Genomic DNA, 23,848 nt, shown 5'->3' with positions numbered 1-23,848 from the left:
CGTTCCGGCATTGTCGCGGAAGTGGTTCCGCCGGTCGACCGGCGGAACCCTGTTCACATCGATTAGTAGCCCAAATCCTTGCGGCGGTCATATTCGCCCTGCGGATCGTCGGCCGGCGTATAGAGCTTGGATTCGGTGATGATAAGCTTTTCAGGCTCCGTACCGTCGGCGAGGTAGGTCGAGAGCGCGGCGAAGGCTGGGCCGGCCATATCAGGGGTCAGTTCCACCGTGGCATTGGCCTCGCCGGCCGCCATGGCCGCGAAGATATCGGGCACGCCGTCGATGGAGGCCACCTTGATGTCGGTGCCGGGCTTGAGGCCGGCATCCTTGATGGCCTGGATGGCACCCACCGCCATGTCGTCATTGTGGGCATAAACCGCGCAGATATCGGCGCCGCCATTTTCGGCCTTGATGAAGCCCTCCATCACTTCCTTGCCCTTGGCGCGGGTAAAGTCGCCGGTCTGGCTGCGGACGATGGTGATGTTGTCATGGCCGGCAATGGCTTGCTCGAAGCCTGCCTTGCGGTCGATGGCCGGGGTCGAGCCCACGGTGCCCTGGAGTTCCACGACCCTGCAGTCGGCGTCGCCCACTTCACCCACCAGCCAATCTCCGGCCACGCGGCCTTCGAGAATCTGATCGGACATGACGGCGGTCAGATAGAGATCGTCCGGCGCATCGACGCCGCGGTCGAGCAGCAGGACGGGGATTTCGGCTTCCTTGGCTTCGGCCAGCACGTCATCCCAGCCGGTGGCAACGACGGGCGCCACCAGGATGGCATCGACGCCCTGGGCGATGAAGCCGCGGATCGCCTTGATCTGGTTTTCCTGCTTCTGCTGCGCGTCGGCGAATTTGAGATCGACGCCAAGGGCTTCGGCCTGCTGCTTGGTCACCGAGGTTTCGGCGGCGCGCCAGCCGGATTCCGAGCCGATCTGGCTGAAACCGACGGTCAGGCCCTGCAGGTTTTCCTGGGCAATGCTGACGGAAGTCAAAGCGGTAGCGAGGCTCGCCGCGATGGCGAGCTTGGAAATGATGGTCACGATGTCCTCCCAATGTGGACGTCGCGGCGTGTTCACCTGCGACGATGAGAGGACGCTACATAAAGTACTATTATATGTAAATAGCAAAAAGTATGATTAAAGCAACCTCAGTCCACGAGGGGAAAACGCACTATCTTTCAGCTAGTTAAGCCTGGTCAGGCTGTGTGTTGGTCCATGCTGGCCGGAAGCGTCGCTGGCGCCGCACCAGCCCGCGCGACGATGAATACCGCTTTCCCCATGCCCGGCTGCCATTGGTGCTCGATGGAAAATCCGGCGCCGTTCAGGCTCCGCACCAGGTCCGCCGTGGTCATCACGTCAAGCTGCGGCAGCAGGCCCAGCGCCTTGCCGATCGGGGCGATGAGCTTGAACAGACCCATCGTGTCCCCCAGGCAGGTCGTGCTGCTGATGAAGAGGCCGCCTGGCTTGAGCAGGCGGAACACCTTGGCGATGACCGCATCCTTGTCGGCCAGCAGGTGCAATATGCTCATTCCCAGGATCATATCGAAGCTGCCATCGGGCGCGACGAAGCTGGAGATGTCGGCGCGCTCGAAGGTCACATTCTCCACCCCCGCCGATGCCGCCTTGCCCCGCGCAATGGTCAGCATGGCTTCGGAGAAGTCGATGGCCCTGATGTGCCGCACATGCGGCGCGTGGATGATCGCCGTGCCGCCTGTGCCACAGCCGAATTCCAGTACTTCCATATCCGGCCGCAGATAGCCGCGCGTCACCTGCAACTTGGTCTGGTAGGCGGCTTCGTCGGCAATTGGCTGCCGCGCATAGCTGTCGGCCATCTTGTCCCAGAATCTGTCTTCGCCCATGACCTGCCTCATCTGTTCGCGATGACGATACCAAGCCGCCGCTTGCAACAAAATTGCAGAATTTTGTTCGAGCGATATACATATCCGTATGAAACAGCCGGACTGGAACCATCTCCGCGCCTTTCTCGCCACGGTCGAAACGGGCTCGCTATCGGGTGCCGCGCGCAGTCTAGGGCTGACGCAGCCCACTTTGGGGCGGCAGGTGGCGGCGCTGGAGCAGGAACTGGGCGTGCTGCTGTTCGAGCGGGTTGGCCGCTCGCTGGTGCTGACCCGGGCGGGGCAGGAACTGTTCGAATCCGCCCGCCCGATGGGCGAGGTCGCCGAGCGCCTGCCGATCATCGCCTCGGGCCAGTCACAGGCCATCGAGGGCCTGGTGCGCATCACCGCCAGCGACGTCGTGGCGGCCCATACTTTGCCGCCGATCCTGAAGCGGTTGCACGCCATCGCGCCGGGCATCGAGGTGGATGTCGTGGCCGCCAACGATGTGCGCGACCTGATGCGGCGCGAGGCCGACATCGCCATCCGGCATGTGCGGCCCGAGCAGCCCGATCTCATCGCCCGGCGCTGCCGCGGCACCACGGCGCATCTCTATGGTGCCAGCCTCTATCTCGACAGCCACGGCCGTCCGCGTTCGGGCGCTGATCTCTCGGCGGCAAATTTCATCGGCTATTCCGAAGCTGACGGGCTTGTCGCCGAGCTCAATGCCCGCGGCGTACCGATCACGCGCCGCAATTTCAGATGGACCACGGGCAGCGTCGTCACGGCCTGGGAAATGATCCGCCAGGGGTTGGGCATCGGCGTCATGTTCCGCGACGTCGCCGAGGGCGCAGCGGGTGTCGAACCCGTACTACCCGACCTGGCCCCGCTCGACGTGCCGATCTGGCTGGCGGTGCACCGCGAACTCCATACCAGCCGGCGCATCAGGCTGGTCTTCGACCTGCTAGCCGAGGAATTGGGCTGAAATCAATCCGGTCGGCGAGCCGTGCTCCTGCGGGCGACCACCTGCGGCTGCACCACGAAATGCTCGGCCGTCGTCCGGCCCGCGATACGCTCCAGCAGCAGGCGCGCCGCGTTGCGGCCGATCTCCCTGCCCGACTGGTCGATGCTGGTAAGATCGTTCTGCGTATAGGCGCAGGGCGGGGAATTGTCGTAGCCGATGACGCCGACATCCTCGGGCACGCGCAGGCCAAGCGAGCGCACCGCACTCAGCACTTCGAGCGCGTAGTAGTCGGCCCAGCCGAAGATGGCGTCGGGCGGGTTTGGCCCTTCGAGCAGCAGGCGCACCGTGGCCGTGACATTGTCGATATCATCAGCCGCAGGCGCGATGCGGATCGCACTGCCCTCGAAACCGGCTGCGCGCATGGCCGCGATGAAGCCGGCCTCGCGGCGCTGGGAAACATCGGCCTGGCCCAGATCGGCCCGGCGCAGGGTGATCATGGCGGGGCGCTTGTAGCCCTGGGACAGCAGGTGCTCGACCACGAGGGCGCCGCCACGCTCGTCATCATTGTTCGCCGAGTCGAACAGCGTCGCCTGCGGCGCATGATGGCCGATCACGGCGATGGCGGCCTCGCGGGCCGTGGCTTCCACCTCGGCATTGGTCAGGCGCTGGCCGATCATGATCAGCCCATCCATCCGGCGATCCACCATGGCATGCACGATGGCCTCTTCGGTGGTGGTGGAGCCGTGGCCGATGCCGAATAGCGGCACATATTGCGTACCTGCCAGGCCATCGTCGATGCCGTCGATGAGCTGGGGAAAGAACGGGTTCCGTACATCGGCCAGCAGCACGCCGATCGTATAGGTCTGGCCGCGCATGCCGCGGGCGGCCGTATGCGGGCGATAGCCCAGCTTGGCCATGGAGGCCCGCACCTTGGCCTGCATGAGGTCGCTGACGCCATAGGCGTCGCGCAACACCTTGGACACGGCGGCCACGGACACGCCGGCATCCTCGGCCACCTCCCTTATGGTGACGCGTCCACTCGCGCGGCCTGACGCCGTCCTGTCCATGCGCTGCTGTCCCCAGATGCCGGGATTCGGCCCGTCGCCAGCCTTATCACACGGCGTTTCAAAAAGACCATTGCCAAGTCGACAAATCTGTAGAACGATACACGTAGAACATTCTACAGACGAGCATACAGCTCGCAGCTTTTTGACTGGGAGGATCGGCGTGAACGACGCATTGGCACCGTCTGCATCGGCGCAGGGCACTATTTCCGGGCGCAACTGGTCCGCACAGATGGTTCGGCCCCTGGCCGACAAGGGCGTCGAAACGCCAGCCAGTTTCCTCAGCAAGAGCTTCACGCTCGACAGCGTCGGCGGCCGCGAAGTGCTCTATATCTCGGCGCTCGGCCTCTATCGCTGCTTCATCAATGGCAAGCGCGTCGGCAACGATCTGCTGACGCCGGGCTGGACGAGCTATGACGTCCGCCTGAGCTACCAGACCTATGCCGTGGGCGACCTGCTGGCGCCGGGCGAGAACCGCATCGAAATCTGGCTGGCCGATGGCTGGCTGCGCTCGCAGATGATGTGGGGCAAATTCCCGATCTTCAACACCTGGGGCAGCGAGATCGCCGCCATCGCCGAACTGCATTCGGGCAAGGGCGATGGCGCCCCGCTGCTGGTCACAGACGCAAGCTGGGACAGCGGCGAATTGCCGGTGCGCAAGTCGGGCATCTATTTCGGCGAAATCTTCGATGCACGCTTCACGCCCAAGGTCACGGCCGGCAGCGCCGCCATCGTCTTCGACAACAGCAAGCTCATTGCCCATGAAACGACGCCGGTCCGCGAACTCGCCCCGCTCCCCGTGGTCAAGAGCTGGACGGATGCCGAAGGCCGCATGGTCTACGACTTCGGCCAGAACAGCGGCGGCTATGTCGCCTTCGACGTGAGTGGCGAGGCCGGGGCCACTGTCACGGTGGAACATGCCGAAGTGCTGAACCAGGACGGCGAATTCTACAACGTGAACTTCCGCACCGCCGCGGCGCGGCTGGAATATACCCTGGCCGGTACCGACCGGGAGCATTACCGGCCCTATTTCACCTTCCAGGGCTTCCGCTACGCTCGCGTCACCATCAAGGGCAGGGCAAAGCTCGACAGCATCGTCTCGGTGCCGATCAGCTCGGTCACCGAGGTCAGGGCCGCCTTCACCTCCGGCAATGAACTGGTCAACCGGCTGGTGCTCAACACCGTCTGGTCGCAGCGCGCCAACTTCATCGAAGTGCCCACCGATTGCCCGCAGCGCGACGAGCGCCTAGGCTGGACCGGCGATGCGCAGGTCTTTGCCGGCACCGCCGCCTATTTCGGGGAGGTACAGGGCTTCTTCCACAAATGGATGCGCGACCTGATGGCCGACCAGCGGCCGGACGGCGCCGTGCCCCATGTCGTGCCCGACCCGACCAAGCTTAATCCCAAGGATTATCCGGGCTTCTATGGCAGCACCGGCTGGGGTGATGCCGTCGCGGTCATTCCCTGGCAGCTCTACCTGCACTACGGCGACAAGGCCTTTCTCAGCGAAGCGCTACCTTCCATGGTCAGGTGGGTCGATTTCGTCTGGTCGATCAGCGATGGCCCGGTGGTCTCACCACCACGCGAATGGGGCGGGCGCGGCTTCTCCTTCGGGGACTGGCTACAGCCGGGCGGGCCTTCGGCCAAGCCGCTGCCGACCATTGGCGACGATGCCGCCGCGACCATCTATCTGTTCATCACGTCTACGCTGGTCGCCCGTATCGCCCGCATTACCGGCAAAACCGATATCGCCACGCGTCTCGAAAAGATGGCATCCGAGGTCAAGGCGGCCTTCGCCCGTGAATTCATCACGCCTTCGGGGCGACTGGCCTATGACGACCAGACCTCCTATGCGCTCGCGTTCCTCCATGACCTCATTCCCGAGGACAAATACGAAGCAGCCAAACGCTATTTCAAGGCCACCATTGCCCGCTCGGACGGCCGCATCGGCACCGGCTTCATCGGCACCCCGGCCTTGCTGCCGGCTCTGGTCAAGATCGGCGAGACCGGGCTCGCCGCCGATGTGTTCCTGCAAGAGGACGTCCCCGGCTGGCTCTATCAGGTCAAGATGGGCGCGACGACCATCTGGGAGCGGTGGGACGCCATCCAGGCCGATGGCTCGATCTACAATCCGCAGATGAATTCCTACAATCACTACGCCTATGGCGCGGTGTGCCAGTGGCTGCTGGAAGGCGTGGCCGGCTTCCGGCCGGACGAGACCGATCCGGGCTTTGCCACCATCATCTTCGAACCAACCATCATCGCCGACCTGTCACCGGTCAAGGCCAGCCATGCCAGCCCGCGCGGCGATATCCGTACCGAATGGACGGCCGAGGGCGACCAGGTCCGCTACGAGGTCGAGGTGCCCGCCGGGTCGCGCGGCCTGCTGCGCTTCAAGCCCGACTATCGCAATGCACAGATCGATGGCACCGCCTGGGATGGCAAGGGCGACCACGCCCTCGCATCAGGCAAGCACACGATCACCTTCACCTACATGCCGGTCGCGCGGCAGGCGCGCGCCGAACACAGCATCAATGCCCGCACGCCCTGATCGAACAGGCGGCGGCTTGGACTGCCCGCATGGTGCGGGCGCAATGGGAGAGAGACCAATGACCAAGACTTCCCGCAGGATTGCCCTGGCCTGCCTGTCGGCAGGCCTCATGGCAATGACGGCGTTGACGGGCGTAGCCCATGCCCAGAGCATCAACCTCACCTACCTCATTCCCAGCGGCGCCGACGGCGTGGCGGTGGCCGAGGAACTGGTGAAGTCGTTCGAGGCGGCCAATCCCGACATCAATATCGACATCGAAACCCGCCCCGGTGGTTCGGAAGGCGACAACCTCGTCAAGACGCGGCTGGCCACCAGTTCCATGGCCGATATCTTCCGCTACAATTCCGGCTCGCTGTTCCAGGCGATCAATCCGGCCCAGTTCCTGGTCGACCTGACCAACGAGCCCTGGCAGGCCGATGTGCAGGCCTCGTTCAAGCAGGTGGTGACGGCGCCCGATGGCACCGTGCGCGGTGCGCCGATGGGTGCGGCCATGGGCGGCGGCATCTACTACAACAAGGCCATCTATGAAGAGCTGGGCCTCTCCGTTCCCAAGACCTGGGCCGAATTCATGGCCAATAACGAGAAGATCAAGGAAGCCGGCAAGGTCGCCGTGATCCAGACCTATGGCGACACCTGGACCAGCCAGCTATTCGTGCTGGCCGACTATTACAATGTCTCGGCCAAGGATCCCAGCTTTGCCAGCCGGTATACGGCGGGCGAGGCCAAGTTTGCCAGCGATGCAGCCGCCCTGCGCGGCTTCGAGAAGCTGCAGGAAACCCATGATGCGGGCCTGTTCAATGAGGATTTCGGCGCCGCCACGTATGACGACGGCCTGCGCATGGTAGCCTCCGGGGAAGGCGCGCATTATCCCATGCTGACCTTTGCCACCACGGCCATCGCCGCGTCCTATCCCGACATGCTCGACAATGTCGGCTTTTTCGCCCAGCCCGGCGACGAGGCCGACCTCAACGGCCTGACGGTGTGGATGCCCGACGGGCTCTATATCCCCAACACCACTTCGAACCTCGATGCCGCCAAGAAGTTCGTGGCCTTCGTCGCCAGCGTCGAGGGCTGCGAAGCCCAGACCCGTGCCGGCGGCGCCTCCGGCCCCTACCTGGTCAATGGCTGCACCCTGCCCGATGACGTGCCGCCGGCGGTGAGCGACATGCTGCCCTATTTCGCCGAAGGCGGGCAGAACGGCCCGGCGCTCGAATTCCTGTCGCCGATCAAGGGGCCGGCACTCGAGCAGATCACTGTCGAAGTCGGTTCGGGCATCCGCCCGGCTGCCGATGGCGCCGCGCTCTATGACGAGGACGTGCGCAAGCAGGCCCAGCAGCTTGGCCTCCCGGGCTGGTAAGCTCTTGCACATGGGCGGCTTCGGGTGCCTGGTCTCACCCGGAGCCGCCAACTTCCAACGGAGTCGCCCATGGCTGTGATGACTGAGACCGGAACGGCCAGTGCTGTTCCCCTTCCGGCCATGAAGCGCCGCTCGCCCTATCCGGGCTGGTTCTTCCTGCCCGCCGCCATCATTTACGGCGTGCTGTTCCTGCTGCCGACTGTGGCATCGCTCTATTTCAGCCTCACCCGCTGGAACCTCTTCAGTTCCACCTTCATCGGCTTCGACAATTTCGCGCAATTCCTGCGCGAGCCCTTTCTCATCAAGGGGCTGGTCAATACCGTGATCTATGCGGTGGTGACATCGGGGCTCAAGGTCGTGCTCGGCCTGCTGCTCGCCGTATTGCTCACCAGCCAGATCGCGGCGCGGGGCTATCTGCGCTCGGTGGTGTTCTTTCCGGTGCTGGTCTCTACCGTCGGCGTCGGCATCACCTTCACCGTGCTGATGCACCCCACCCAGGGCATGATCAATGAAGGACTGGCGCTGCTCGGCATCAAGGGGCCAGGCTGGCTGGTCGATCCCAATCTGGCGCTGTTCTCGGTGGCTCTGGTCGATGTGTGGAAGGGGGTGGGTCTCGCCACCGTCATCTACATTGCCGGCATCGTCGCCATTCCCAAGGATTATTACGAGGCCGCTCGCATCGACGGCGCCACCAGCTTCCAGAATTTTCTCTACATCACCCTGCCCCTGTGCCGGCCGGCGACGGTCACCGTCATCATCCTCAGCTTTATCGGCGGGCTGCGCACCTTCGATCTCATCTGGGCCATGACGCGTGGCGGGCCGGGCTTTGCCTCCGACACCGTCGCCTCGGTGATCTACAAGCAATACCAGGCCGGCTTCTATGGCCTCTCCACCGCCGGCAATGTGGTGCTGTTCATTCTCATCGCCGTGCTGGTGGTGCCGCTGACCATGCTGCTCAACCGCCGGGAGGGGCACGAATGAGTTTCGTTCGCCGCTACTGGCTGGGTGCCGTCGCCATTCTCGCTTCGGGCGTGGTGTTTCTCGTGCCCTTCGCCTTCATCATCCTCACCACGTTCAAGGATCAGAAGCAGTCTGCCCTGCGCGACTTCTCCTGGCCGGACGGCAATCATCTGTGGAGCAACATCCTCGAGGTGGTCACCACCCGCAACTGGATGCTGCTCACCGCCTTCATCAATTCGACCATCCTGACGGTCGCCAGCGTCACTCTGCTGGTCATTTTCGCCGCCATGGTCGGCTTCGTGCTGCAGCGCCGCAAGACGCGCTTCAACGGGCTTATCGAATTCCTGATCCTGGCCGGATTGATGATCCCGCCGGCCGTGGTCCCCACCATCTGGCTGCTGCAGGGCATCGGCCTCTTCGGCAAGCTGCATGGCATGATCCTGATCGAGGTGGCCTATGGCCTGCCCTTCTCCATCATCCTCTACCGCGCCTTCATCGCCACCATTCCGCGCGAGCTGGACGAGGCGGCGATCATCGATGGCGCCCGGCCGTTCGACGTGTTCTTCCGGGTCATCCTGCCACTGCTCTGGCCGGTGACGGTCACCAATATCGTGGTGCAGTCGGTGGCCGTCTTCAACGACTTCACCAATCCGCTCTACTATCTGCCGGGCAATGCCAATGCGACGGTGCAGCTGACGCTCTACAATTTCCAGAGCCAGTTCCAGACGTCCTACAACCTGCTCTTCACCAATATCGCCCTCATCACCATCCCGCCCCTGCTGGTCTTCCTGTTCTTCAACCGGCAGATCGTGGCGGGGATGACCGCTGGCGCCGTCAAAGGATAGACCCATGGCTGGCCTCGAACTGAAAGCGCTCCACAAGAGCTATGGCGAAGTCGAAGTCATCAAGGGCGTCGATCTCAGCGTCACCCATGGCGAATTCGTCGTCTTTGTCGGCCCATCGGGCTGCGGCAAGTCCACCCTGCTGCGCATGATCGCGGGGCTGGAAGATATAACCGGGGGCGAACTCTGGATCGCCGACAAGCTGTGCAACGCCGTCGAGCCGCGCGACCGCGGCATCGCCATGGTGTTCCAGAATTATGCGCTCTACCCGCATATGACGGTCTACGACAATGTCGGTTTCGGGCTGAAACTGGCGAAGACGCCCAGGGATGTGCGCGACCAGAAAATTCGCGAAGCCGCGAAAATCCTGCAGATGGAACATCTGCTCGAACGCAAGCCGAGCCAGCTTTCCGGCGGCCAGCGCCAGCGCGTCGCCATCGGTCGCGCCATCGTGCGCCAGCCGGAAGTGTTCCTGTTCGACGAACCCCTGTCCAACCTCGACGCCGCCCTGCGCGTCGACATGCGCATGGAACTGGCCAAACTCCATCAGGATCTCGGCGCCACCATGGTCTATGTGACGCATGACCAGGTCGAGGCCATGACGCTGGCGGACAAGATCGTGGTGCTTAATGGCGGGGTGGTGCAGCAGGTGGGCGCACCCATCGAGCTCTACCAGCGCCCAGCCAATCTCTTCGTTGCCGGCTTCATCGGCTCGCCCAAGATGAACTTCATCGGCGTGACGGTGGAATCGGTTGTCGCCGACACGATCACCGTAGCGGGCAAGGACCTTGCCACCATGGCCATCCCGGCCGATGGCACGGGCATCAAGCCGGGCGACACGGTCACGCTCGGCATCCGCCCGCATGACCTGCTCAACCGGGCCGGCACCATCGTCGGGGAAGTGATGCTGGTCGAGCGTTTGGGCAACGAAACCAATATCAGCCTCAAGCTGCCCTCGGGAACATCATGGCTGGTGGTGCTCGACGGCGACCACGATCTCAAGCCCGGCGGGAGTGTCGACCTGACCTTCGACCCCGCCCGCGCCATCATCTTCGGATCGGACGGCGTGGCGCGGCATCCGCGCTAGCATACCCCCTGTGACACAGGCGGCCTTGCGCCTGCGCGCCGGCAATGCTTTACGGGCGCTTTCGCTGCGCCCCTCGGTGCGGCACGCAGGAATCCCCACCGCATGATACGTCTCGAAAGCATCGGCAAGCAGAACGGCAAGCAGATCGTCTTCATCGAGGCGTCGGCCACGTTGCAGAAGGGCGAGAAGATCGGCCTGGTCGGTCCCAATGGCGCCGGCAAGACCACCCTGTTCCGCATGATTACCGGCGAGGAGCAGCCCGACGAAGGCCAGGTCTCCATCGATCGCGGCACCACGATCGGTTATTTCAGCCAGGATGTGGGCGAGATGGCTGGCCGCAGCGTCGTGGCCGAAGTCATGGACGGCGCCGGCCCGGTCAGCGCCCTCATTACCGAGATGCGCGCGCTCGAAGCCGATATGGGCGACCCCGACAAATCAGACGAGATGGACGCCATCATCGAGCGCTATGGCGAGGTGCAGCATCAGTTCGAGGAGCTGGACGGCTATTCGCTCGACGGCCGCGCCCGCGAAGTGCTCGACGGCCTCGGCTTTTCCCAGGAAATGATGGACGGCGATGTCGGCGCGCTCAGTGGCGGCTGGAAGATGCGCGTGGCGCTCGCCCGCATCCTGCTCATGCGCCCCGATGCTTTGCTGCTGGACGAGCCGAGCAACCACCTCGATATCGAAAGCCTGATCTGGCTCGAAGATTTCCTGCAGAACTATTCCGGCGCCCTGTTCATGACCAGCCATGACCGCGAATTCATGAACCGCATCTGCACCAAGATCGTCGAGATCGATGCCGGCTCGCTCACCACCTATTCGGGCAATTACGAATTCTACCAGCAGCAGCGTGCCATTGCCGAGAAGAACCAGCAGGCGCAGTTCGAGCGGCAGCAGGCCATGCTGGCCAAGGAGCTCGACTTCATCGCCCGCTTCAAGGCCCGCGCCAGCCATGCCGCCCAGGTGCAGAGCCGGGTGAAAAAGCTCGACAAGATCGACCGCGTCGAGCCACCCAAGCGCCGGCAGACCGTCAATTTCGAATTCCGCCCTGCCCCGCGCTCGGGCGAGGACGTCGCTTTGCTCAAGGGCGTCGGCAAGAGCTATGGCAGCCGCACCATCTATGACGGGCTCGATTTCCATGTCCGCCGCAGGGAGCGCTGGTGCATCATGGGCGTCAACGGTGCCGGCAAGTCCACCCTGCTCAAGCTGGTCACCGGCACCGCCGATCCGGACAGCGGCACCGTCTCGCGCGGTCCCAGCGTCAAGATGGGCTACTTTGCCCAGCACGCCATGGATGTGCTCGACGGCGACCGCACCGTGTTCGAGCAGTTACAGGACAGTTTCCCGCAGGCCGGACAGGCACCTTTGCGGGCGCTGGCGGGATGCTTCGGCTTTTCCGGCGACGAGATCGACAAGAAATGCCGCGTCCTGTCAGGTGGCGAAAAGGCGCGGCTGGTCATGGCCATCATGCTGTTCGATCCGCCGAATTTCCTCGTGCTGGACGAGCCGACCAACCATCTCGACATCGCCACCAAGGAAATGTTGATATCAGCGCTCAGCCAGTATGAGGGCACGATGCTGTTCGTCAGCCACGACCGCCATTTCCTCGCTGCGCTCTCCAATCGCGTGCTGGAACTGACGCCCGAAGGCGTCCGCACCTATGGCGGCGGCTATACCGAATATGTGCAGAGCACCGGCCAGGAAGCCCCCGGCCTCAGGAGCTAAAGCGCCGCGCCGCGCGGAATGACCAGCGGCGTATGCGCGATCGGGTCGTCGATGATGATGCAGGGCAGGCCGAATACGGCCTCGACCATTTCGGCGGTGACGATCTCGCGCGGCGGGCCTTCGGCAATCACCGCGCCGTCGCGCATGGCGATGATGTGGGTCGCGTAGCGGCAGGCGTGGTTGAGATCATGCAGCACGGCGACGATGGTCTGCCCGTTGCGCCGGTTGAGCCCGCCCAGCAGGTCGAGCAGTTCGATCTGGTGGGTGATATCGAGGAATGTGGTCGGCTCGTCCAGCAGCAGCAGCGGAGTTTCCTGCGCCAGGACCATGGCGACCCAGACGCGCTGGCGCTGGCCACCCGAAAGTTCATCGACCAGCCGATGGCTGAGTTCGGTGACCTTGGTGGCCTCCATGGCAGCGACCACCGCCGCCTCGTCCTCGCGCGACCATTGCCGCAGCAGCTTCTGGTGCGGATAGCGGCCACGCGCGATGAGGTCGGCCACCGAAATACCCTCGGGCGCAATGGAGGTCTGGGGCAAGAGGCCCAGCCGCCGCGCCACTTCCTTGGCGGGGAAGCTCGATATCGATTGCCCGTCCAGCACTACGCTGCCCGTCGACGGCTTGATCAGCCGCGACAGTGCCCGCAGCAGCGTGGACTTGCCGCAAGCATTGGCGCCGACGATGACCGTAAAGGAGCGGTCGGGAATGGCCACCGACAGGTCCTTTGAAATGACCCGGCTGTCATAGCCGATGGTGACGCCTTCGGCATAAAGGCGCGGCGTGTCGCTGCTGAGGGCTGGATCGTGTCGGTTCATGTTCTTGTCCCTCATTGCCGTCGCGCTTCGCGCAGCAGCAGCCAGACGAAATAGACCCCGCCCAGACTGACCGTGACGATGCCAACAGGAATCTGCGTCGGTGCGAAAGCGCGCTGCGCCAGATAATCGGCCGCTGCCAGCAGCAGTGCGCCCATGGCGGCCGCAGGCAACATGGAAACGCCGGCCGACCCGGTCAGCCGCCGCGCCAGTTGCGGCGCCGCCAGGGCGACGAAGCCAATGGGGCCGGCCGTGGCGGTCACGGTCGCGGTCAGTGCCACGCCCAGCACCAGCAAAGCCAATCGGGTACGCTCGGCATTGACACCGAGCGCCCGCGCCGCGTCATCACCCAGTTCGAGCTGCGCCATGGGCCGGCTCATCAACAGCGCCAGCGGGATCAGTACGGCCAGGATCAGCGCCGCCGGCCCCAGCCGGTCGAGCCCCAGCCCGTTCAGCGTGCCCGCGCCCCAGATGGCGGCCGCCATGGCCACTTCCAGCTTGGCGCGCAGCAGCATCCAGGTATTGAGCGAGGTCAGCATGGCCGAGACACCAATGCCGACGATGATCAGCCGAAACCCCTGCACGCCCCGGCTATAGGCCAGCACATAGACCAGCAGGGCCGTGCAGAGCCCGCCGGCCAGCGCGCCGCCGGCAATGGCATAATAGCCGCCCTGCAGCAGAATGATCACGACCAGTGCGCCGGTATAGGCGCCGGCATCGAAGCCGATAATATCCGGGCTGCCCAGCGGATTGCGGGTCAGCGACTGGAAGATCGCCCCGCCCATGCCCAGAGCCGCCCCCAGGATCAGCGCCAGCGCGGTCCGCGGCAGGCGCCACTCCACCACCACCATGTGGATGCGGCCTTCGGCCTGCCCCAGCAAAGCCTTGACCACATCGGGCAGTGGCACCTGATATTCCCCGCTGGCCAGCGTTACCAGCGCCACGGCCAGCGCAATGGCCAGCAGCACCAGGCAGACGCTGATAGTCCGGACATCAAGCCGATGCGACACGGCATCGCCGAACCAGCGCACGGCCCGCATCGGCCGGCCGAAGTCGATGCCCTTTGGCTGCTCGATCACGCTCATAGCCCGCTCACCCTGCGTCGCCGGGCCAGCGCGATCAGCACCGGCGCGCCGACAAAGGCGGTGACGATGCCCACCTGCAATTCGCCGGGCCGCATTACCACCCGGCCGACAATATCGGCCGTCAGCAGCAGAATGGGCGCCAGCACCACGGTGAAAAGGAAAATCCAGCGCTGGTCGGGTCCGACGATCCAGCGTGCCACATGCGGCACCATCAGCCCGACAAAGCCGATGGGACCGGCCGCTGCCGTCGCCGCCCCGGCCAGCAGGGTCGTCGCGACCACCACCAGCGCGCGGGTGCGCGCCATGTTGGCACCCAAAGCCGCCGCCAGGTCATCGCCCAGGGCGACGGCATTGAGCGGCCGCGCCACCAGCATTGATATGACCAGCCCGATGGCGATGAAGGGCAATACGGCCCACAGCGTTTCATAGCCCGGCGCCACCAGCGAGCCGGCACCCCATTGGCGCATGCGGTCGAATGTCGTGGGGTTGAGCAGGGTAATGCCCGAGGAAATACCACCCAGCACCGCGCCGATGGCCACGCCCGCCAGCGTCAGCCGCACCGGCGTCGCCCCGCCGCGCCCGGCCGAGCCGACGGCATAGACCAGCACCGTGGTCACGATGGCGCCGAGAAAGGCGAACCAGATATAACCCTGGATGGAGGTGAGACCGAACAGGCCCACCGCCAGCACCACGAAGAAGGCCGCCCCCGCATTGACGCCGAGAATGCCCGGATCGGCCAGTGGATTGCGCGTCAGTGCCTGGATCAGCGCCCCGGCCATGCCGAGCGCAGCGCCCACAGCCAGGCCCATCATCGTACGCGGCACGCGCAAGGCCTGGATGATGGCGTGGTCGTCGCTGTCGTCATAGGCAAAGAGCGCGTCGAACACGGTCGACACCGGAATATCCTTGGAGCCGACGGCTATGCTGGCCACCAGCACCGCGGCCAGCACCGCAATAGCCAGCAGCAGCCAGCCCAGCCGCAGGGCATTGGTCTGAGCGACGCCGGGGCGCCGTGCATCCTGGCGTGCCAGATCCTGGCTGGTGGCGGTGAGGCTCATCTCGGCTGGCCCGCCGCGCGAAATCGTCCGATCATGTCCGTGCTCCGCTGCCTCAGGGCATCAGTCGTCAAATTACGGTCAGAGGCCGAACTTCTCCAGCACTGCCTCATATTCGTCGCGCACTTCCTCGCGGTCGCGTCCCGAATCCCAGGCAGCGTCGATCTTCGCCTTGATGGCCGGATCGAGCGCGTCCCACTTGGCGTCCCATTCCTCGCCCTGGGCGGTCCAGTAACCGACCAGTTCGTAGCGCTCGGCGGGGAGTTTGAGCTCCTGGCGCACATATTTACGGATGGCGCGCACCACTTTCTGCTCGCCCGCCACCCAGACATAGCCCGGCGTCGCCGGCATCGGCACGGCGCGCACCACTTCGCCCATGCGGCTGGGCGCCACGCCATTGCCGCTCTTGTGCAGCCAGGTCACGGTGGCGCCGGGATGGGCCGGCAATTTCTGTTCGTCCTCGGCTTGCGCCACCTCGACGAAGACACGCGACTGCACATGCCGCGGGGTCTGCTCCAGCAGCCGCGACAGGGCCGGCAGGCCGGTGGCATCGGCCACCAGCAATTGCCAGGCGATATCGGATGGCGGCGCATAAAGCCCGCGCGGATTGTTGATGGTCACCCGATCGCCCGGATTGGCCTGCTGCGCCCATTCGCTGGCCAGGCCGCCCTCATGCACCACGAAGTCGATATCGACCTCGCCCGCATCGGCGCGGAAACGGCGCACCGTATAGGTCGAGCAGCGAATGGCATCCTGCCCGTCCGGATAGGTCCAGCGGCCATCCTCGGTGATGTGGGGCAGATGCAGCTTGCCGGTTTTTTCGTTGGGAAAGAACAGCCGCAGATATTCGTCGCCAATGCCGGTCGTCCGGAATGCGGTGAGTCCAGGCCCACCGAAAGTCAACCGGATCATGCCCGGCGTCAAAATCTGGCGGGCCAGCACCGTCGCTTCGTGGAACATCTGCCTCATGGCCGGCCCAGGGGCAGAGGGGCGTGCAGTTCCGGCATGGCGATCATCCTGTCTGGCTGATTTCGATCCCGGCCGGTGCTACATATTATGATACTTCTAGTCAAGTTACTTAAGTGGGAACGCGACGCCCCGCGGGTTGCGCCGGCTCACCGCGCCGGGGTTTGACGCTCGCTTCCGGGCGATGGGGTGATTTGAACCAGTAGAAGGGCCGCACCATCAGGTCGTGGGCGGCGCGCATGCTGGCAAAGCCGATCAACAGCCAGTAGAGCGGCAGCAGCAGCTGGGCCGGCAACAGCCCGGTCCGCTTCAGGCGCATCAGTCCGAGTGTCGTCATGGCCAGGGCGCTGCCATAGCCCAGGGCCAGCACGGCCAGGTAGAACAGGGTCCAGGCAGCGCCGTCGACGCCTCCGGCCCCGGTGATCCAGACCAGCAACAGCACCAGGGCGAAGCCGCAATGCAGGATCGGCGTGATGATCATGCCGAGCACCAGGGCCTCGAAGGCCAGCATGGCGGGCAGGCCCATTTCCGCCAGCAGCTTTCCGGGGTCGCGATTGTGAACGATGAAGGTCTGCATCCAGCCTTTCATCCAGCGTGTGCGCTGCCCGATCCAGGGCAGCAGGTGCACCGGCGCCGCTTCGCTGGTCACCGAATCCAGCACTTCGACGCGCAGCCGCAGCCGGGCCAACCGCATGCCCAGATCGGCATCTTCGGTGACGTTATAGGCGTCCCAGCCGCCCAGTTCGCGCAGCGCCTTGAGCCGGAAATGGTTGGAGGTGCCACCCAGCGGCATGGGCAGCCGCCAGCGGGCCAATGCCGGCAGCAGCACGGTAAAGAGGCCGGCATATTCCCCCGCGAACAGGGCCGTCAGCCAGTTCCGCTGGCCATTGTCGATCACCAGTTTCGCTTGCAGGCACACAATGTCCGGGGCGTCGCGAAACCGCAAAGCGGCCTTCCATAACTGGTCCGTGTCCGGCACGTCCTCGGCATCGTAGACGACCACATATTCGCCCCGACACAATGGCAGGGCGAAATCGAGCGCCTTGGGCTTGGTGCGCGGCAGCGCATCAGGCACCGAAACCAGGGAAAAGCGCGGATCGCCAAGCCGGGCACGGACGGCCGCGATCGTCGTGGTCGATTTCGCCTCGACCACGAATTTGATGTCGAGTCGTTCGGGCGGATAGTCCCGGCCTTATGTATCAAACGCACCAACAAACGTATCGCATAACGCGACGTAAATCACCATACTTCGGGAGTAAACCAATGGACGTTGAGAAAGTCCGCTTCATGGCGGAACAGGCGCTAGGAGTATTTGAGACGCTGGACAGAGACGACGCGACCTACCACGCCATGCTTGGCCTATCAGACATTCTGCTTTACGTGGCAGACGACCCGGTTGCCGTAAACCTTGTCAGCCGGATTGAAGCTCTGATTGACCGTGAATGTGGTCGTGCCGGGGCGGACGCTAGTGAGCTTGGCAATAGTGAGCATGCGCCACTTATCGCGCTCTAGAGGGTCGGCTGGGTTGCTGACTTGGTATCCGGCAACGGTCTCGTTGTCCTTGCTGGACGTATAGACGATGTAGGGTGAAAAGGTTCGCTCAACGATATCGTCGTCGTACTTGATCAGAACGTTCTTCCGCTCACGTATCGCCGCGCAAAGCGTCTGCTGGTTCATTGCCGCCCCTCCAATGGACTCAGACCATGACCGACACACCACAGGTTATCAACACACTCCGAACCAAGGCCAGCCAGCTAGAGGCATTCATTGCCAAGGCTGAGCGAGACATTGACCGCGCCCGCAAAGACCTGGCCCATGTTCACGCGACTATGACGCTGTTTGAAGCGCCGCGCGAAAACGGCCAGCCGTCCTATATGAACGTCAATGCGCTGTTCCGGCGCCGGGAACTGGCCAGCCTTTGCAAGCAGGCGCTGGCCAACGGCCCGATGAATACGCGGGAGCTGGCGTTGTGGGTGATCCAGCACAAGGGTCTGGACGGTGACGACCGCTACTTGCGGACGGCTGTGGCGTTGCGGGTTGTTCAGGCGCTCACCATGCAGGCCAAGCGCGGCGCGGGGATAGAGAGGGCGGGCAAGGTGAGCAATGTGGTGGTGTGGCAGGTCGTCTAGTCATCCTTGCCGTTGCTGCCCTTGCCGAACATGTACCCCATGGCGGTTCCAAGTAGCCCAATAAGAGGTGTCACCATACCGCTCAGCGGGTATTCACCTCTAGCCGGGTCGTAGGTTATCCAGCCAACCATTACGACTAGAAGCAGAATGGCAGCCACAAATACCACCATAAACGCTATGTTTCCGGCCTTCTCAGTGCGACCGCCGATGAACTTGCCGACCCATCCCAACTCATCCCTGAAGGTCTGACGTCCGGTAAGTGGATCTACCCCTTTAGGGGCCGGTTCATCGGGAATCTCACGTAAAGGAGCGGTCCCGATTTTATCAATCGGGACCGTTTTTTCATTGTCTGTTCTACCAGGAGGCTGGTCCCGCATATTGTTCCTTACGCGGGAGCTGCGTCTCTAGACGCTATTTCAACGAAATGGTCGCGTATCCAGGCGTCTGGAATATATTCAAGCTGAGCAGATCGAGCCCTAGTCCACGGTGTGCCGTCCGCATGCGTCAGGGCCGAAAGCTGGGTGCCGTTCAATCCCTTATAGCGGTTCCACACTAGGTCAAAAATGCGCTGAAACTGCTCATCGGACGCAGGCACTGTCACTGCCTCAAATTGCCCAGTGGTCGGATTGATGTCCGCCGCAAGGCGAGCAATTGGGTCCCAGCGATACTGCTTGAAGCGATGGTACAACGACGACAAGACTGGGCCTTTTGGCCAAGCTTCAAAACGCTCGCCAACTGCGGGCATACCTGTAGTGGCTAGGTGCCAACCGTGAAGATTGTACACAAGCTTCTGTATTTTCAGTGGGTCGATATAGTCATTCTCATCCTTGGCGCGGACGAGGAAAGAGTTTGCGACCCACGCTGGCTTATAAAGATAAGTAGGCGTGTCGGTCATTGGGATGCACCCTCTGTTGAATGTGGAAGATAATGGATTCTTCCTTGAGATTCAAGGGGTTATTAATGTTCAATTAGTTCAACGGCTTACTGCGCCCGCTGCCAATACCCCGCCCAATTGCGGCTCACCGGGTGCGCCATGGCGTTCGCCAGTGCAGCGTTGGCATTGTCGCCATTCGAGCGGCGGCGGTGATCTTCCAGCCAAGCAGCATGGGCGCTGTACTGGTGCAGGTACTTGGGCGAAACGCCGTGGTGCTGGCCAGTGACCATGCGGCGCAGGCGGCTAAAGAAGCTCTCAACCTGATTGGTGTTCGCGCCGTCCTGTGAGTAAGCCTCACTGTGATTGATGCGGCCAGTGGTCCAGCCTTCGTGAAGGTTGTCCCAATGGCCTGCCTCGTCAGCGAAGATCACCGACTTGCGCGACACGACCTGCATTGCGATTTCGACGCCATGGGCTTCGGTCGGACGAACGAACGTCAGGGTGCGGCCCTGACGCTGGCGCAGGGCCACCACGACACGGCGGGCGCCGGTCTGGTGCTGGGCAAGGCGGCGGTCGATCCGGTCGTCCTTGAGGTTCGCCGGGCGGATATAGCCACCGAAGTAAGCGCCGTCGATTTCAACTTCACCGTCCAGAGTGTGGCCAGCCACTTCGGCGGCAAGCGCCTCGCGCAGCTTGTGCGACAGGACGAAGGCGGTCTTGTACTGGACGTCCAGATCGCGGCTGAGCTGCAAGGCGCTGAGGCCCTTCACAGCGTTGACGAAAATGCAGATCGCGGCCAGCAGATCGACAAACGCCATCTTGCGGCTGGCGAAGATCGTGCCACTGGTGACGCTGAACTGGTGCCCGCAACCGGCGCACTTGAACTTGCGGCGGGTGGTGATTTCGTAGCTCTCAACAGAGCCGCAACGCGGGCAAACGGCATGACCTTCGTTCGCAGCCCAGCGAATGGACTTGAACGTCTCGTAGGCGGCTTCTTCGCCACCCTTGTAGATTTCCTTGAGGGACAGGGTGCGGGCCTGTGCGCTGAGCAGGAAATGTACGGCCATTTGTCATCGTCTCCGATACCTATGTATCGGATATAGTACGTTGACGTACTGGGCGCAAGGGCCTATGTCATCATTTACGATACATTTTGCATCGCAGGTGATTACATGGTCGAAAAAACCGACTTCGAAATGAAGGCGGCCAACCTTCTCAAAGCTGAATTGAAGCGCAAAGGCGTGACCTATGCGGGCCTGGTGGACAAGCTTGCGGCGATAGGCGTTGACGAGAAAGAGGCCAACGTGCGCAATAAGCTCTCTAGGGGCAAATTCACGGCGGCGTTTCTACTGCAATGTTTAGCGGCGATAGAAACGACCGACCTGCGCTTGTAGTTCTAGCGCTTCTTATCGCCTCGATCGTCCTTGTCTCGTTTATGGGGCTCTACGCCCGTCACGAGGCTAATTATCAAGTAGGCTGCTACGCTCCCACCGAAGTAAATGAAAGCGGCCAGCAGCAATACGAACCCGTCTGCCCGGAAGATCACCTGATCTTTGGTGACGGGGCAGCGCAATGGGTCATGGCAATCTTCGCTCTCGTCGCCACTGGCGTTAGTTGGCGCGCGTTGGTGCTGATCCGTCGCACTTTCATTGAGACCGAGCGGACCGCCGAGGCTGCTGTTGAGGCGAACAAAATCGCCCGCGAAACCACCACCCGCCAGTTGAGGGCCTATGTCGGCGTCCGGAGAGTTGACGTCGTCACTTTTGGGATAGGGCAGAACACGAGAATCGAGGCCGTGTTCGTCAATGCCGGGCAGACACCTGCTAAGCGCGTAAAGCTGTCCTTCCTGACGATTGGGGTGAGAAGCCTCGCGGGAGCAAAGTTCCCCATCGGCAAATTCAGAAGTGAGGATTGGCGAGTAGGGTATATTGAGATCGGGCCCGGCGAGACATATACCGCCGCCTGTACAGGGGCCATCCCTCTGGATGAAGAAGCCAAATGGATGTTCACCAATAAGAAGTATTTCATCATCGTCGGTGCGCTGCTGAGATATGAGGATGTTTTCGGCAAGAGGCACCGCCTCATAATGCGCGGCAATCTGTCGTTCTTCCCTGACGGGAGGCCCTTCATTGACGCCAGCGCCATGAACAACCGAAGCGACTAAGACGAGTGCCGCCGCAATCATGACGGCCCACCGGCTTGGTGCGTTTGATACATAAGGCCGGATAGTCCAATGCTGCCATGGCGGCGAAAAGCTGAGGCACCATATCGGCCTCGCTGCGCAGCGGGATCAGCACCGAATAATCGGGCAGTTCCTCATCCGGCGGGCGATGCGGCGGCGGGCAGGGCGGGACGGGATTGAACAGTGCGGCAAGCCGGATTGCGGCCGGCGCCAGCAATGTCGCGCAGGCCAGCGGCAGCAGCCAGAGCTGGGCGAAGTAGGGCGCCAGCAACAGCAGGCCAACGAGCAGCGCCAGGGCGCCGACAAAGCCGGCACGCGCCGGCCGGGTGAGTTCGAGATGAGCGGAAGCATAGGGCCAGCGTCGCGCCAGGGTCTGGCGGGCCGCGTCGATCAGTGCCGGCGCCGCCGCCTCGGCAAGGTAATCGCGCAAAGCCGGCTCGGGCACGAGGCAGAGCAGATTGCTCAGGCGCGGCGTGGTGGCCAGCCGGTGCTTGAGGCGGATGATGCCGAAAAAGTCCGGGGAAGCGACGGCGATTTCCCGGTCCAGCAATTGCACCCGGAACATGCGGACATCGGCCAGTGCCTCCAGCCGCGTCGGTTCGGTCCGCCCTTTCAGCCCGCGCGGCACGCGGTCGAAACAGGCATAGCCGGCCCAGGCGGCGGCGCGCTGCATCACCAGGGTCGCGCCCAGGCCGAGCGTGGCGGCGCAATAGCGCAGCACATCGACCTCGCGCCCCAGCGCGGCCTCCAGCACCTCCAGGGCGGCAGCTTCCTCCAGGCCATCCACGGCGAGGATGGCCCTGATCAATTCCAGCGCGTCCGACATGGTCAGTGGCGCGCGGCGGCCGGTGCCGGCAGGGTGTCATGGCTCATGCCGCGCTCGACCAGCATGGGCGCGGTCTGTCCTGTGACGCGGCGGACATTGGCCAGCGCCTCTTCGCTCACCTCGATCCACGCGGCCAAGGTGGGCTTGCCGTCGATCAGTGCCGGTGCGCCCAGCGGCGTGATGCGCCAGCCCATGCTCACGCCATGCTCGAGCATGTAGATGGTCGAGACGAAAGTGATGAAGCAATAGCCCTCCAGCAGGGCATATTCCATCATCGCGCAGAAAAGGGCTGCAGACTCCGGCGCGCGCCGCCGGCCCTCGCGTCGATCGGGTCGCACGTAAAAGCGCGTCCAATCGGCCCCATGCGAGGGCGGAGCGGGGAATGTTCCTTGCACAAGTCCGGGAAAGACAGTCTGCAGCAAGTTCGGTTTGTCGAGCGGGGTGAAGCGGGAACCACCCACCAGCTCCTCGCCATCGAGCAGCAGGAGGTGGGTCGCGTCACCAGTGTCGAAGGCATCGATATCGCGCCGGTCGGGGCGACGGATCGCCTCCCAACCCTGCATATCGACGAAAATCGTGTGTCTCAGTCGGTAATTGCGTTCCAGCAGGTCAATAGAATAGCGGTCCGCAGGCGCGCGGATCGAATATACCCTCATCGCTTCTGCCCCCCACAGCACAAGATGACGCGCCAGTTAGGCACGTCCCTCAAGGCGAGCGATATTGGTATAAATCACAATGACAGCAGAAAACTGCTGGCCACACCCGCATCATTACAGCAGGCAGGCTCGGTCAGAGTGTAATGAGCTTGTGCCGGATCGCCTCGACTACGGTATGCACCCTGTTATTGGTACCCAGCCGCTGCTGTGCATTCTCGCAATGCTGGTTCACCGTGCGGGTGGAAAGCCCGGTAATGTCGGCAATCTCTCCGGCCGTCTTGCCGGCCGCCACCCATTTGAGCACTTCGCTCTCGCGACCGGTAATGGCGCGGCGCGGCGCCAGGTCGGGGCGACTGCTGCTGAGAAAGCGCAACTGGCCATGGGCGTAGAGCGCCAGCATGTGCAGTTCCAGCCGCCTCTTGTCGTCGAGCTCCTGCGTCCCGCCCACCAGCGATACCGCACCCTGCATGCCGCCTTCCATGTGGATAGGCACGCAAAAGCCCTCATCCATGCCGAAATCGCGCGCTTCCTCCATCACCCTTCGGGCCGGCAGGTCGGCCTCGCGGTCATAGGGCGCGTCGGACCAGTCGAAGGGCTTGGTGGTGGAAAAGCAGTTCCGCGCCACCGGGTCGAGATGCACATAGCCCAGATCCGCATAGCGCTCGTACCATTCCTCGTTCCAGCCCGAGAGCAGCACGAAGGGCCGCACGTCCTGCCCGCGATCCGGCAGGCCGGAAATAATGAAACTCCTGAAGCCGTAATTCTCGATGGCACCATACATGATTTCGCGGATGCCAGCACTATCGGTCTGCTGCTGGATTGCCTCGATAATCGACATGAAATCGGCGTTCACCGGTTACCCCTACACCCGGATACTTATGT

Annotated in this window: 25 protein-coding genes; 10 read left to right on the top strand and 15 right to left on the bottom strand. The window is 63.2% G+C overall.

The features are described 5' to 3' along the window. Positions 1–62 precede the first annotated feature (62 nt). On the bottom strand, positions 63–1,037 hold the full coding sequence (ytfQ, locus tag NVV79_RS03145) for a galactofuranose ABC transporter, galactofuranose-binding protein YtfQ (protein WP_303986152.1): 975 nt from the start codon (positions 1,035–1,037) through the stop codon (positions 63–65). Positions 1,038–1,192: 155 nt separating this feature from the next. Continuing rightward, positions 1,193–1,855, bottom strand: coding sequence for a class I SAM-dependent methyltransferase (locus NVV79_RS03140; RefSeq protein WP_303986150.1), 663 nt, complete (start codon positions 1,853–1,855; stop codon positions 1,193–1,195). An 88-nt stretch (positions 1,856–1,943) separates the two neighbouring features. On the opposite strand from NVV79_RS03140, the gene NVV79_RS03135 reads away from it, so the two are divergent. Further along, positions 1,944–2,816, top strand: coding sequence for a LysR family transcriptional regulator (locus NVV79_RS03135; RefSeq protein ID WP_303986148.1), 873 nt, complete (start codon positions 1,944–1,946; stop codon positions 2,814–2,816). 2 nt (positions 2,817–2,818) lie between these two features. Here NVV79_RS03135 and NVV79_RS03130 read toward each other — a convergent pair whose 3' ends face one another. Continuing rightward, positions 2,819–3,862 carry a LacI family DNA-binding transcriptional regulator gene (locus tag NVV79_RS03130; protein ID WP_303986147.1) on the bottom strand — a complete coding sequence of 348 codons (1,044 nt, stop codon included), beginning with the start codon at positions 3,860–3,862 and terminating at the stop codon, positions 2,819–2,821. Between the two features lie 229 nt (positions 3,863–4,091). Here NVV79_RS03130 and NVV79_RS03125 point away from each other — a divergent pair, with 229 nt between their 5' ends. The 6 genes from NVV79_RS03125 to NVV79_RS03100 all read left to right on the top strand — a co-directional run bounded on the left by NVV79_RS03125 (position 4,092) and on the right by NVV79_RS03100 (position 12,381). Then, the gene (locus NVV79_RS03125) at positions 4,092–6,410 is read left to right on the top strand and encodes an alpha-L-rhamnosidase (protein WP_303986408.1); all 2,319 of its coding nucleotides are present in this window, start codon (positions 4,092–4,094) and stop codon (positions 6,408–6,410) included. 109 nt (positions 6,411–6,519) lie between these two features. After that, a complete protein-coding gene (locus NVV79_RS03120) occupies positions 6,520–7,767 on the top strand; it encodes an ABC transporter substrate-binding protein (protein WP_303986406.1) in 1,248 nt (415 codons plus the stop codon). 69 nt (positions 7,768–7,836) lie between these two features. Next, positions 7,837–8,748 carry a carbohydrate ABC transporter permease gene (locus NVV79_RS03115; RefSeq protein ID WP_303986145.1) on the top strand — a complete coding sequence of 304 codons (912 nt, stop codon included), beginning with the start codon at positions 7,837–7,839 and terminating at the stop codon, positions 8,746–8,748. Next, positions 8,745–9,572, top strand: a complete 828-nt coding sequence (locus NVV79_RS03110; RefSeq protein WP_303986143.1) for a carbohydrate ABC transporter permease — start codon at positions 8,745–8,747, stop codon at positions 9,570–9,572. Before NVV79_RS03115 ends, NVV79_RS03110 begins: the two co-directional genes overlap by 4 nt. Before the next feature lie 4 nt (positions 9,573–9,576). Continuing rightward, the gene (locus NVV79_RS03105; protein ID WP_303986141.1) at positions 9,577–10,656 is read left to right on the top strand and encodes an ABC transporter ATP-binding protein; all 1,080 of its coding nucleotides are present in this window, start codon (positions 9,577–9,579) and stop codon (positions 10,654–10,656) included. Between the two features lie 102 nt (positions 10,657–10,758). Continuing rightward, complete coding sequence (locus tag NVV79_RS03100) at positions 10,759–12,381, top strand: ABC-F family ATP-binding cassette domain-containing protein (protein WP_303986139.1); 1,623 nt, start codon at positions 10,759–10,761, stop codon at positions 12,379–12,381. On the opposite strand, the gene NVV79_RS03095 is transcribed toward NVV79_RS03100, so the two are convergent. The 6 genes from NVV79_RS03095 to NVV79_RS03070 all read right to left on the bottom strand — a co-directional run bounded on the left by NVV79_RS03095 (position 12,378) and on the right by NVV79_RS03070 (position 17,976). Continuing rightward, a complete protein-coding gene (locus NVV79_RS03095; protein ID WP_303986137.1) occupies positions 12,378–13,196 on the bottom strand; it encodes an ABC transporter ATP-binding protein in 819 nt (272 codons plus the stop codon). The genes NVV79_RS03100 and NVV79_RS03095 overlap by 4 nt on opposite strands. An 11-nt stretch (positions 13,197–13,207) precedes the next feature. Next, positions 13,208–14,278 (bottom strand): iron chelate uptake ABC transporter family permease subunit, encoded by a 1,071-nt coding sequence (locus NVV79_RS03090; RefSeq protein ID WP_303986133.1) that lies wholly within the window; start codon positions 14,276–14,278, stop codon positions 13,208–13,210. Further along, positions 14,275–15,336 (bottom strand): iron chelate uptake ABC transporter family permease subunit, encoded by a 1,062-nt coding sequence (locus tag NVV79_RS03085; protein ID WP_303986127.1) that lies wholly within the window; start codon positions 15,334–15,336, stop codon positions 14,275–14,277. The genes NVV79_RS03090 and NVV79_RS03085 overlap by 4 nt, the downstream gene beginning before the upstream one ends. A gap of 78 nt (positions 15,337–15,414) precedes the next feature. Beyond that, on the bottom strand, positions 15,415–16,302 hold the full coding sequence (locus NVV79_RS03080; RefSeq protein WP_303986126.1) for a siderophore-interacting protein: 888 nt from the start codon (positions 16,300–16,302) through the stop codon (positions 15,415–15,417). A gap of 109 nt (positions 16,303–16,411) precedes the next feature. Beyond that, entirely contained in the window at positions 16,412–17,461 is a 1,050-nt protein-coding gene (locus NVV79_RS03075; protein WP_303986404.1) for a glycosyltransferase family 2 protein, read from the bottom strand. 200 nt (positions 17,462–17,661) lie between these two features. Further along, positions 17,662–17,976 (bottom strand): hypothetical protein, encoded by a 315-nt coding sequence (locus NVV79_RS03070; protein ID WP_303986125.1) that lies wholly within the window; start codon positions 17,974–17,976, stop codon positions 17,662–17,664. Between the two features lie 26 nt (positions 17,977–18,002). Between NVV79_RS03070 and NVV79_RS03065 the strand changes: the two genes are divergently transcribed. Then, entirely contained in the window at positions 18,003–18,428 is a 426-nt protein-coding gene (locus NVV79_RS03065) for a hypothetical protein (RefSeq protein ID WP_303986122.1), read from the top strand. On the opposite strand, the gene NVV79_RS03060 is transcribed toward NVV79_RS03065, so the two are convergent. The 3 genes from NVV79_RS03060 to NVV79_RS03050 form a co-directional block, all read right to left on the bottom strand. Then, positions 18,425–18,805 (bottom strand): hypothetical protein, encoded by a 381-nt coding sequence (locus NVV79_RS03060; protein ID WP_303986121.1) that lies wholly within the window; start codon positions 18,803–18,805, stop codon positions 18,425–18,427. The two genes, NVV79_RS03065 and NVV79_RS03060, sit on opposite strands and share 4 nt — an antisense overlap. Positions 18,806–18,813: 8 nt before the next feature. After that, positions 18,814–19,323 (bottom strand): Panacea domain-containing protein, encoded by a 510-nt coding sequence (locus NVV79_RS03055; RefSeq protein ID WP_303986120.1) that lies wholly within the window; start codon positions 19,321–19,323, stop codon positions 18,814–18,816. An 86-nt stretch (positions 19,324–19,409) separates the two neighbouring features. Next, the gene (locus NVV79_RS03050; RefSeq protein ID WP_303986119.1) at positions 19,410–20,369 is read right to left on the bottom strand and encodes an IS1595 family transposase; all 960 of its coding nucleotides are present in this window, start codon (positions 20,367–20,369) and stop codon (positions 19,410–19,412) included. Positions 20,370–20,474: 105 nt separating this feature from the next. Here NVV79_RS03050 and NVV79_RS03045 point away from each other — a divergent pair, with 105 nt between their 5' ends. Together NVV79_RS03045 and NVV79_RS03040 are read left to right on the top strand one after the other, a co-directional pair. Beyond that, positions 20,475–20,696: a DUF6471 domain-containing protein gene (locus NVV79_RS03045; protein ID WP_303986118.1), complete on the top strand. Its 222-nt coding sequence runs from the start codon at positions 20,475–20,477 to the stop codon at positions 20,694–20,696. Continuing rightward, a complete protein-coding gene (locus tag NVV79_RS03040; RefSeq protein WP_303986117.1) occupies positions 20,657–21,466 on the top strand; it encodes a hypothetical protein in 810 nt (269 codons plus the stop codon). Before NVV79_RS03045 ends, NVV79_RS03040 begins: the two co-directional genes overlap by 40 nt. Here NVV79_RS03040 and NVV79_RS03035 read toward each other — a convergent pair. The 3 genes from NVV79_RS03035 to NVV79_RS03025 all read right to left on the bottom strand — a co-directional run bounded on the left by NVV79_RS03035 (position 21,429) and on the right by NVV79_RS03025 (position 23,819). Next, the gene (locus NVV79_RS03035) at positions 21,429–22,310 is read right to left on the bottom strand and encodes a hypothetical protein (protein WP_303986115.1); all 882 of its coding nucleotides are present in this window, start codon (positions 22,308–22,310) and stop codon (positions 21,429–21,431) included. The two genes, NVV79_RS03040 and NVV79_RS03035, sit on opposite strands and share 38 nt — an antisense overlap. A gap of 2 nt (positions 22,311–22,312) precedes the next feature. Further along, complete coding sequence (locus NVV79_RS03030; protein ID WP_303986113.1) at positions 22,313–22,966, bottom strand: acyl-homoserine-lactone synthase; 654 nt, start codon at positions 22,964–22,966, stop codon at positions 22,313–22,315. A gap of 133 nt (positions 22,967–23,099) precedes the next feature. Then, the gene (locus NVV79_RS03025; protein ID WP_303986112.1) at positions 23,100–23,819 is read right to left on the bottom strand and encodes a LuxR family transcriptional regulator; all 720 of its coding nucleotides are present in this window, start codon (positions 23,817–23,819) and stop codon (positions 23,100–23,102) included. Positions 23,820–23,848: the final 29 nt, after the last annotated feature.

The organism is Devosia ginsengisoli, from assembly GCF_024707105.1.
GTDB lineage: Bacteria > Pseudomonadota > Alphaproteobacteria > Rhizobiales > Devosiaceae > Devosia > Devosia ginsengisoli_A.
Note: the sequence above shows the minus strand (reverse complement) of the source record. Positions and strands in the feature narration are given on the sequence as shown.

Excerpts from the sequence above, each read along its gene's own strand:
- NVV79_RS03140 (WP_303986150.1), bottom strand. The coding sequence starts at position 1,855 with ATGGGCGAAGACAGATTCTGGGACAAGATGGCCGACAGCTATGCGCGG.
- NVV79_RS03135 (WP_303986148.1), top strand. The coding sequence starts at position 1,944 with ATGAAACAGCCGGACTGGAACCATCTCCGCGCCTTTCTCGCCACGGTC.
- NVV79_RS03130 (WP_303986147.1), bottom strand. The coding sequence starts at position 3,862 with ATGGACAGGACGGCGTCAGGCCGCGCGAGTGGACGCGTCACCATAAGG.
- NVV79_RS03125 (WP_303986408.1), top strand. The coding sequence starts at position 4,092 with ATGGTTCGGCCCCTGGCCGACAAGGGCGTCGAAACGCCAGCCAGTTTC.
- NVV79_RS03120 (WP_303986406.1), top strand. The coding sequence starts at position 6,520 with ATGGCAATGACGGCGTTGACGGGCGTAGCCCATGCCCAGAGCATCAAC.
- NVV79_RS03115 (WP_303986145.1), top strand. The coding sequence starts at position 7,837 with ATGGCTGTGATGACTGAGACCGGAACGGCCAGTGCTGTTCCCCTTCCG.
- NVV79_RS03110 (WP_303986143.1), top strand. The coding sequence starts at position 8,745 with ATGAGTTTCGTTCGCCGCTACTGGCTGGGTGCCGTCGCCATTCTCGCT.
- NVV79_RS03105 (WP_303986141.1), top strand. The coding sequence starts at position 9,577 with ATGGCTGGCCTCGAACTGAAAGCGCTCCACAAGAGCTATGGCGAAGTC.
- NVV79_RS03100 (WP_303986139.1), top strand. The coding sequence starts at position 10,759 with ATGATACGTCTCGAAAGCATCGGCAAGCAGAACGGCAAGCAGATCGTC.
- NVV79_RS03095 (WP_303986137.1), bottom strand. The coding sequence starts at position 13,196 with ATGAACCGACACGATCCAGCCCTCAGCAGCGACACGCCGCGCCTTTAT.
- NVV79_RS03090 (WP_303986133.1), bottom strand. The coding sequence starts at position 14,278 with ATGAGCGTGATCGAGCAGCCAAAGGGCATCGACTTCGGCCGGCCGATG.
- NVV79_RS03085 (WP_303986127.1), bottom strand. The coding sequence starts at position 15,336 with ATGAGCCTCACCGCCACCAGCCAGGATCTGGCACGCCAGGATGCACGG.
- NVV79_RS03080 (WP_303986126.1), bottom strand. The coding sequence starts at position 16,302 with ATGAGGCAGATGTTCCACGAAGCGACGGTGCTGGCCCGCCAGATTTTG.
- NVV79_RS03070 (WP_303986125.1), bottom strand. The coding sequence starts at position 17,976 with ATGAACCAGCAGACGCTTTGCGCGGCGATACGTGAGCGGAAGAACGTT.
- NVV79_RS03065 (WP_303986122.1), top strand. The coding sequence starts at position 18,003 with ATGACCGACACACCACAGGTTATCAACACACTCCGAACCAAGGCCAGC.
- NVV79_RS03060 (WP_303986121.1), bottom strand. The coding sequence starts at position 18,805 with ATGCGGGACCAGCCTCCTGGTAGAACAGACAATGAAAAAACGGTCCCG.
- NVV79_RS03055 (WP_303986120.1), bottom strand. The coding sequence starts at position 19,323 with ATGACCGACACGCCTACTTATCTTTATAAGCCAGCGTGGGTCGCAAAC.
- NVV79_RS03050 (WP_303986119.1), bottom strand. The coding sequence starts at position 20,369 with ATGGCCGTACATTTCCTGCTCAGCGCACAGGCCCGCACCCTGTCCCTC.
- NVV79_RS03045 (WP_303986118.1), top strand. The coding sequence starts at position 20,475 with ATGGTCGAAAAAACCGACTTCGAAATGAAGGCGGCCAACCTTCTCAAA.
- NVV79_RS03040 (WP_303986117.1), top strand. The coding sequence starts at position 20,657 with ATGTTTAGCGGCGATAGAAACGACCGACCTGCGCTTGTAGTTCTAGCG.
- NVV79_RS03035 (WP_303986115.1), bottom strand. The coding sequence starts at position 22,310 with ATGTCGGACGCGCTGGAATTGATCAGGGCCATCCTCGCCGTGGATGGC.
- NVV79_RS03030 (WP_303986113.1), bottom strand. The coding sequence starts at position 22,966 with ATGAGGGTATATTCGATCCGCGCGCCTGCGGACCGCTATTCTATTGAC.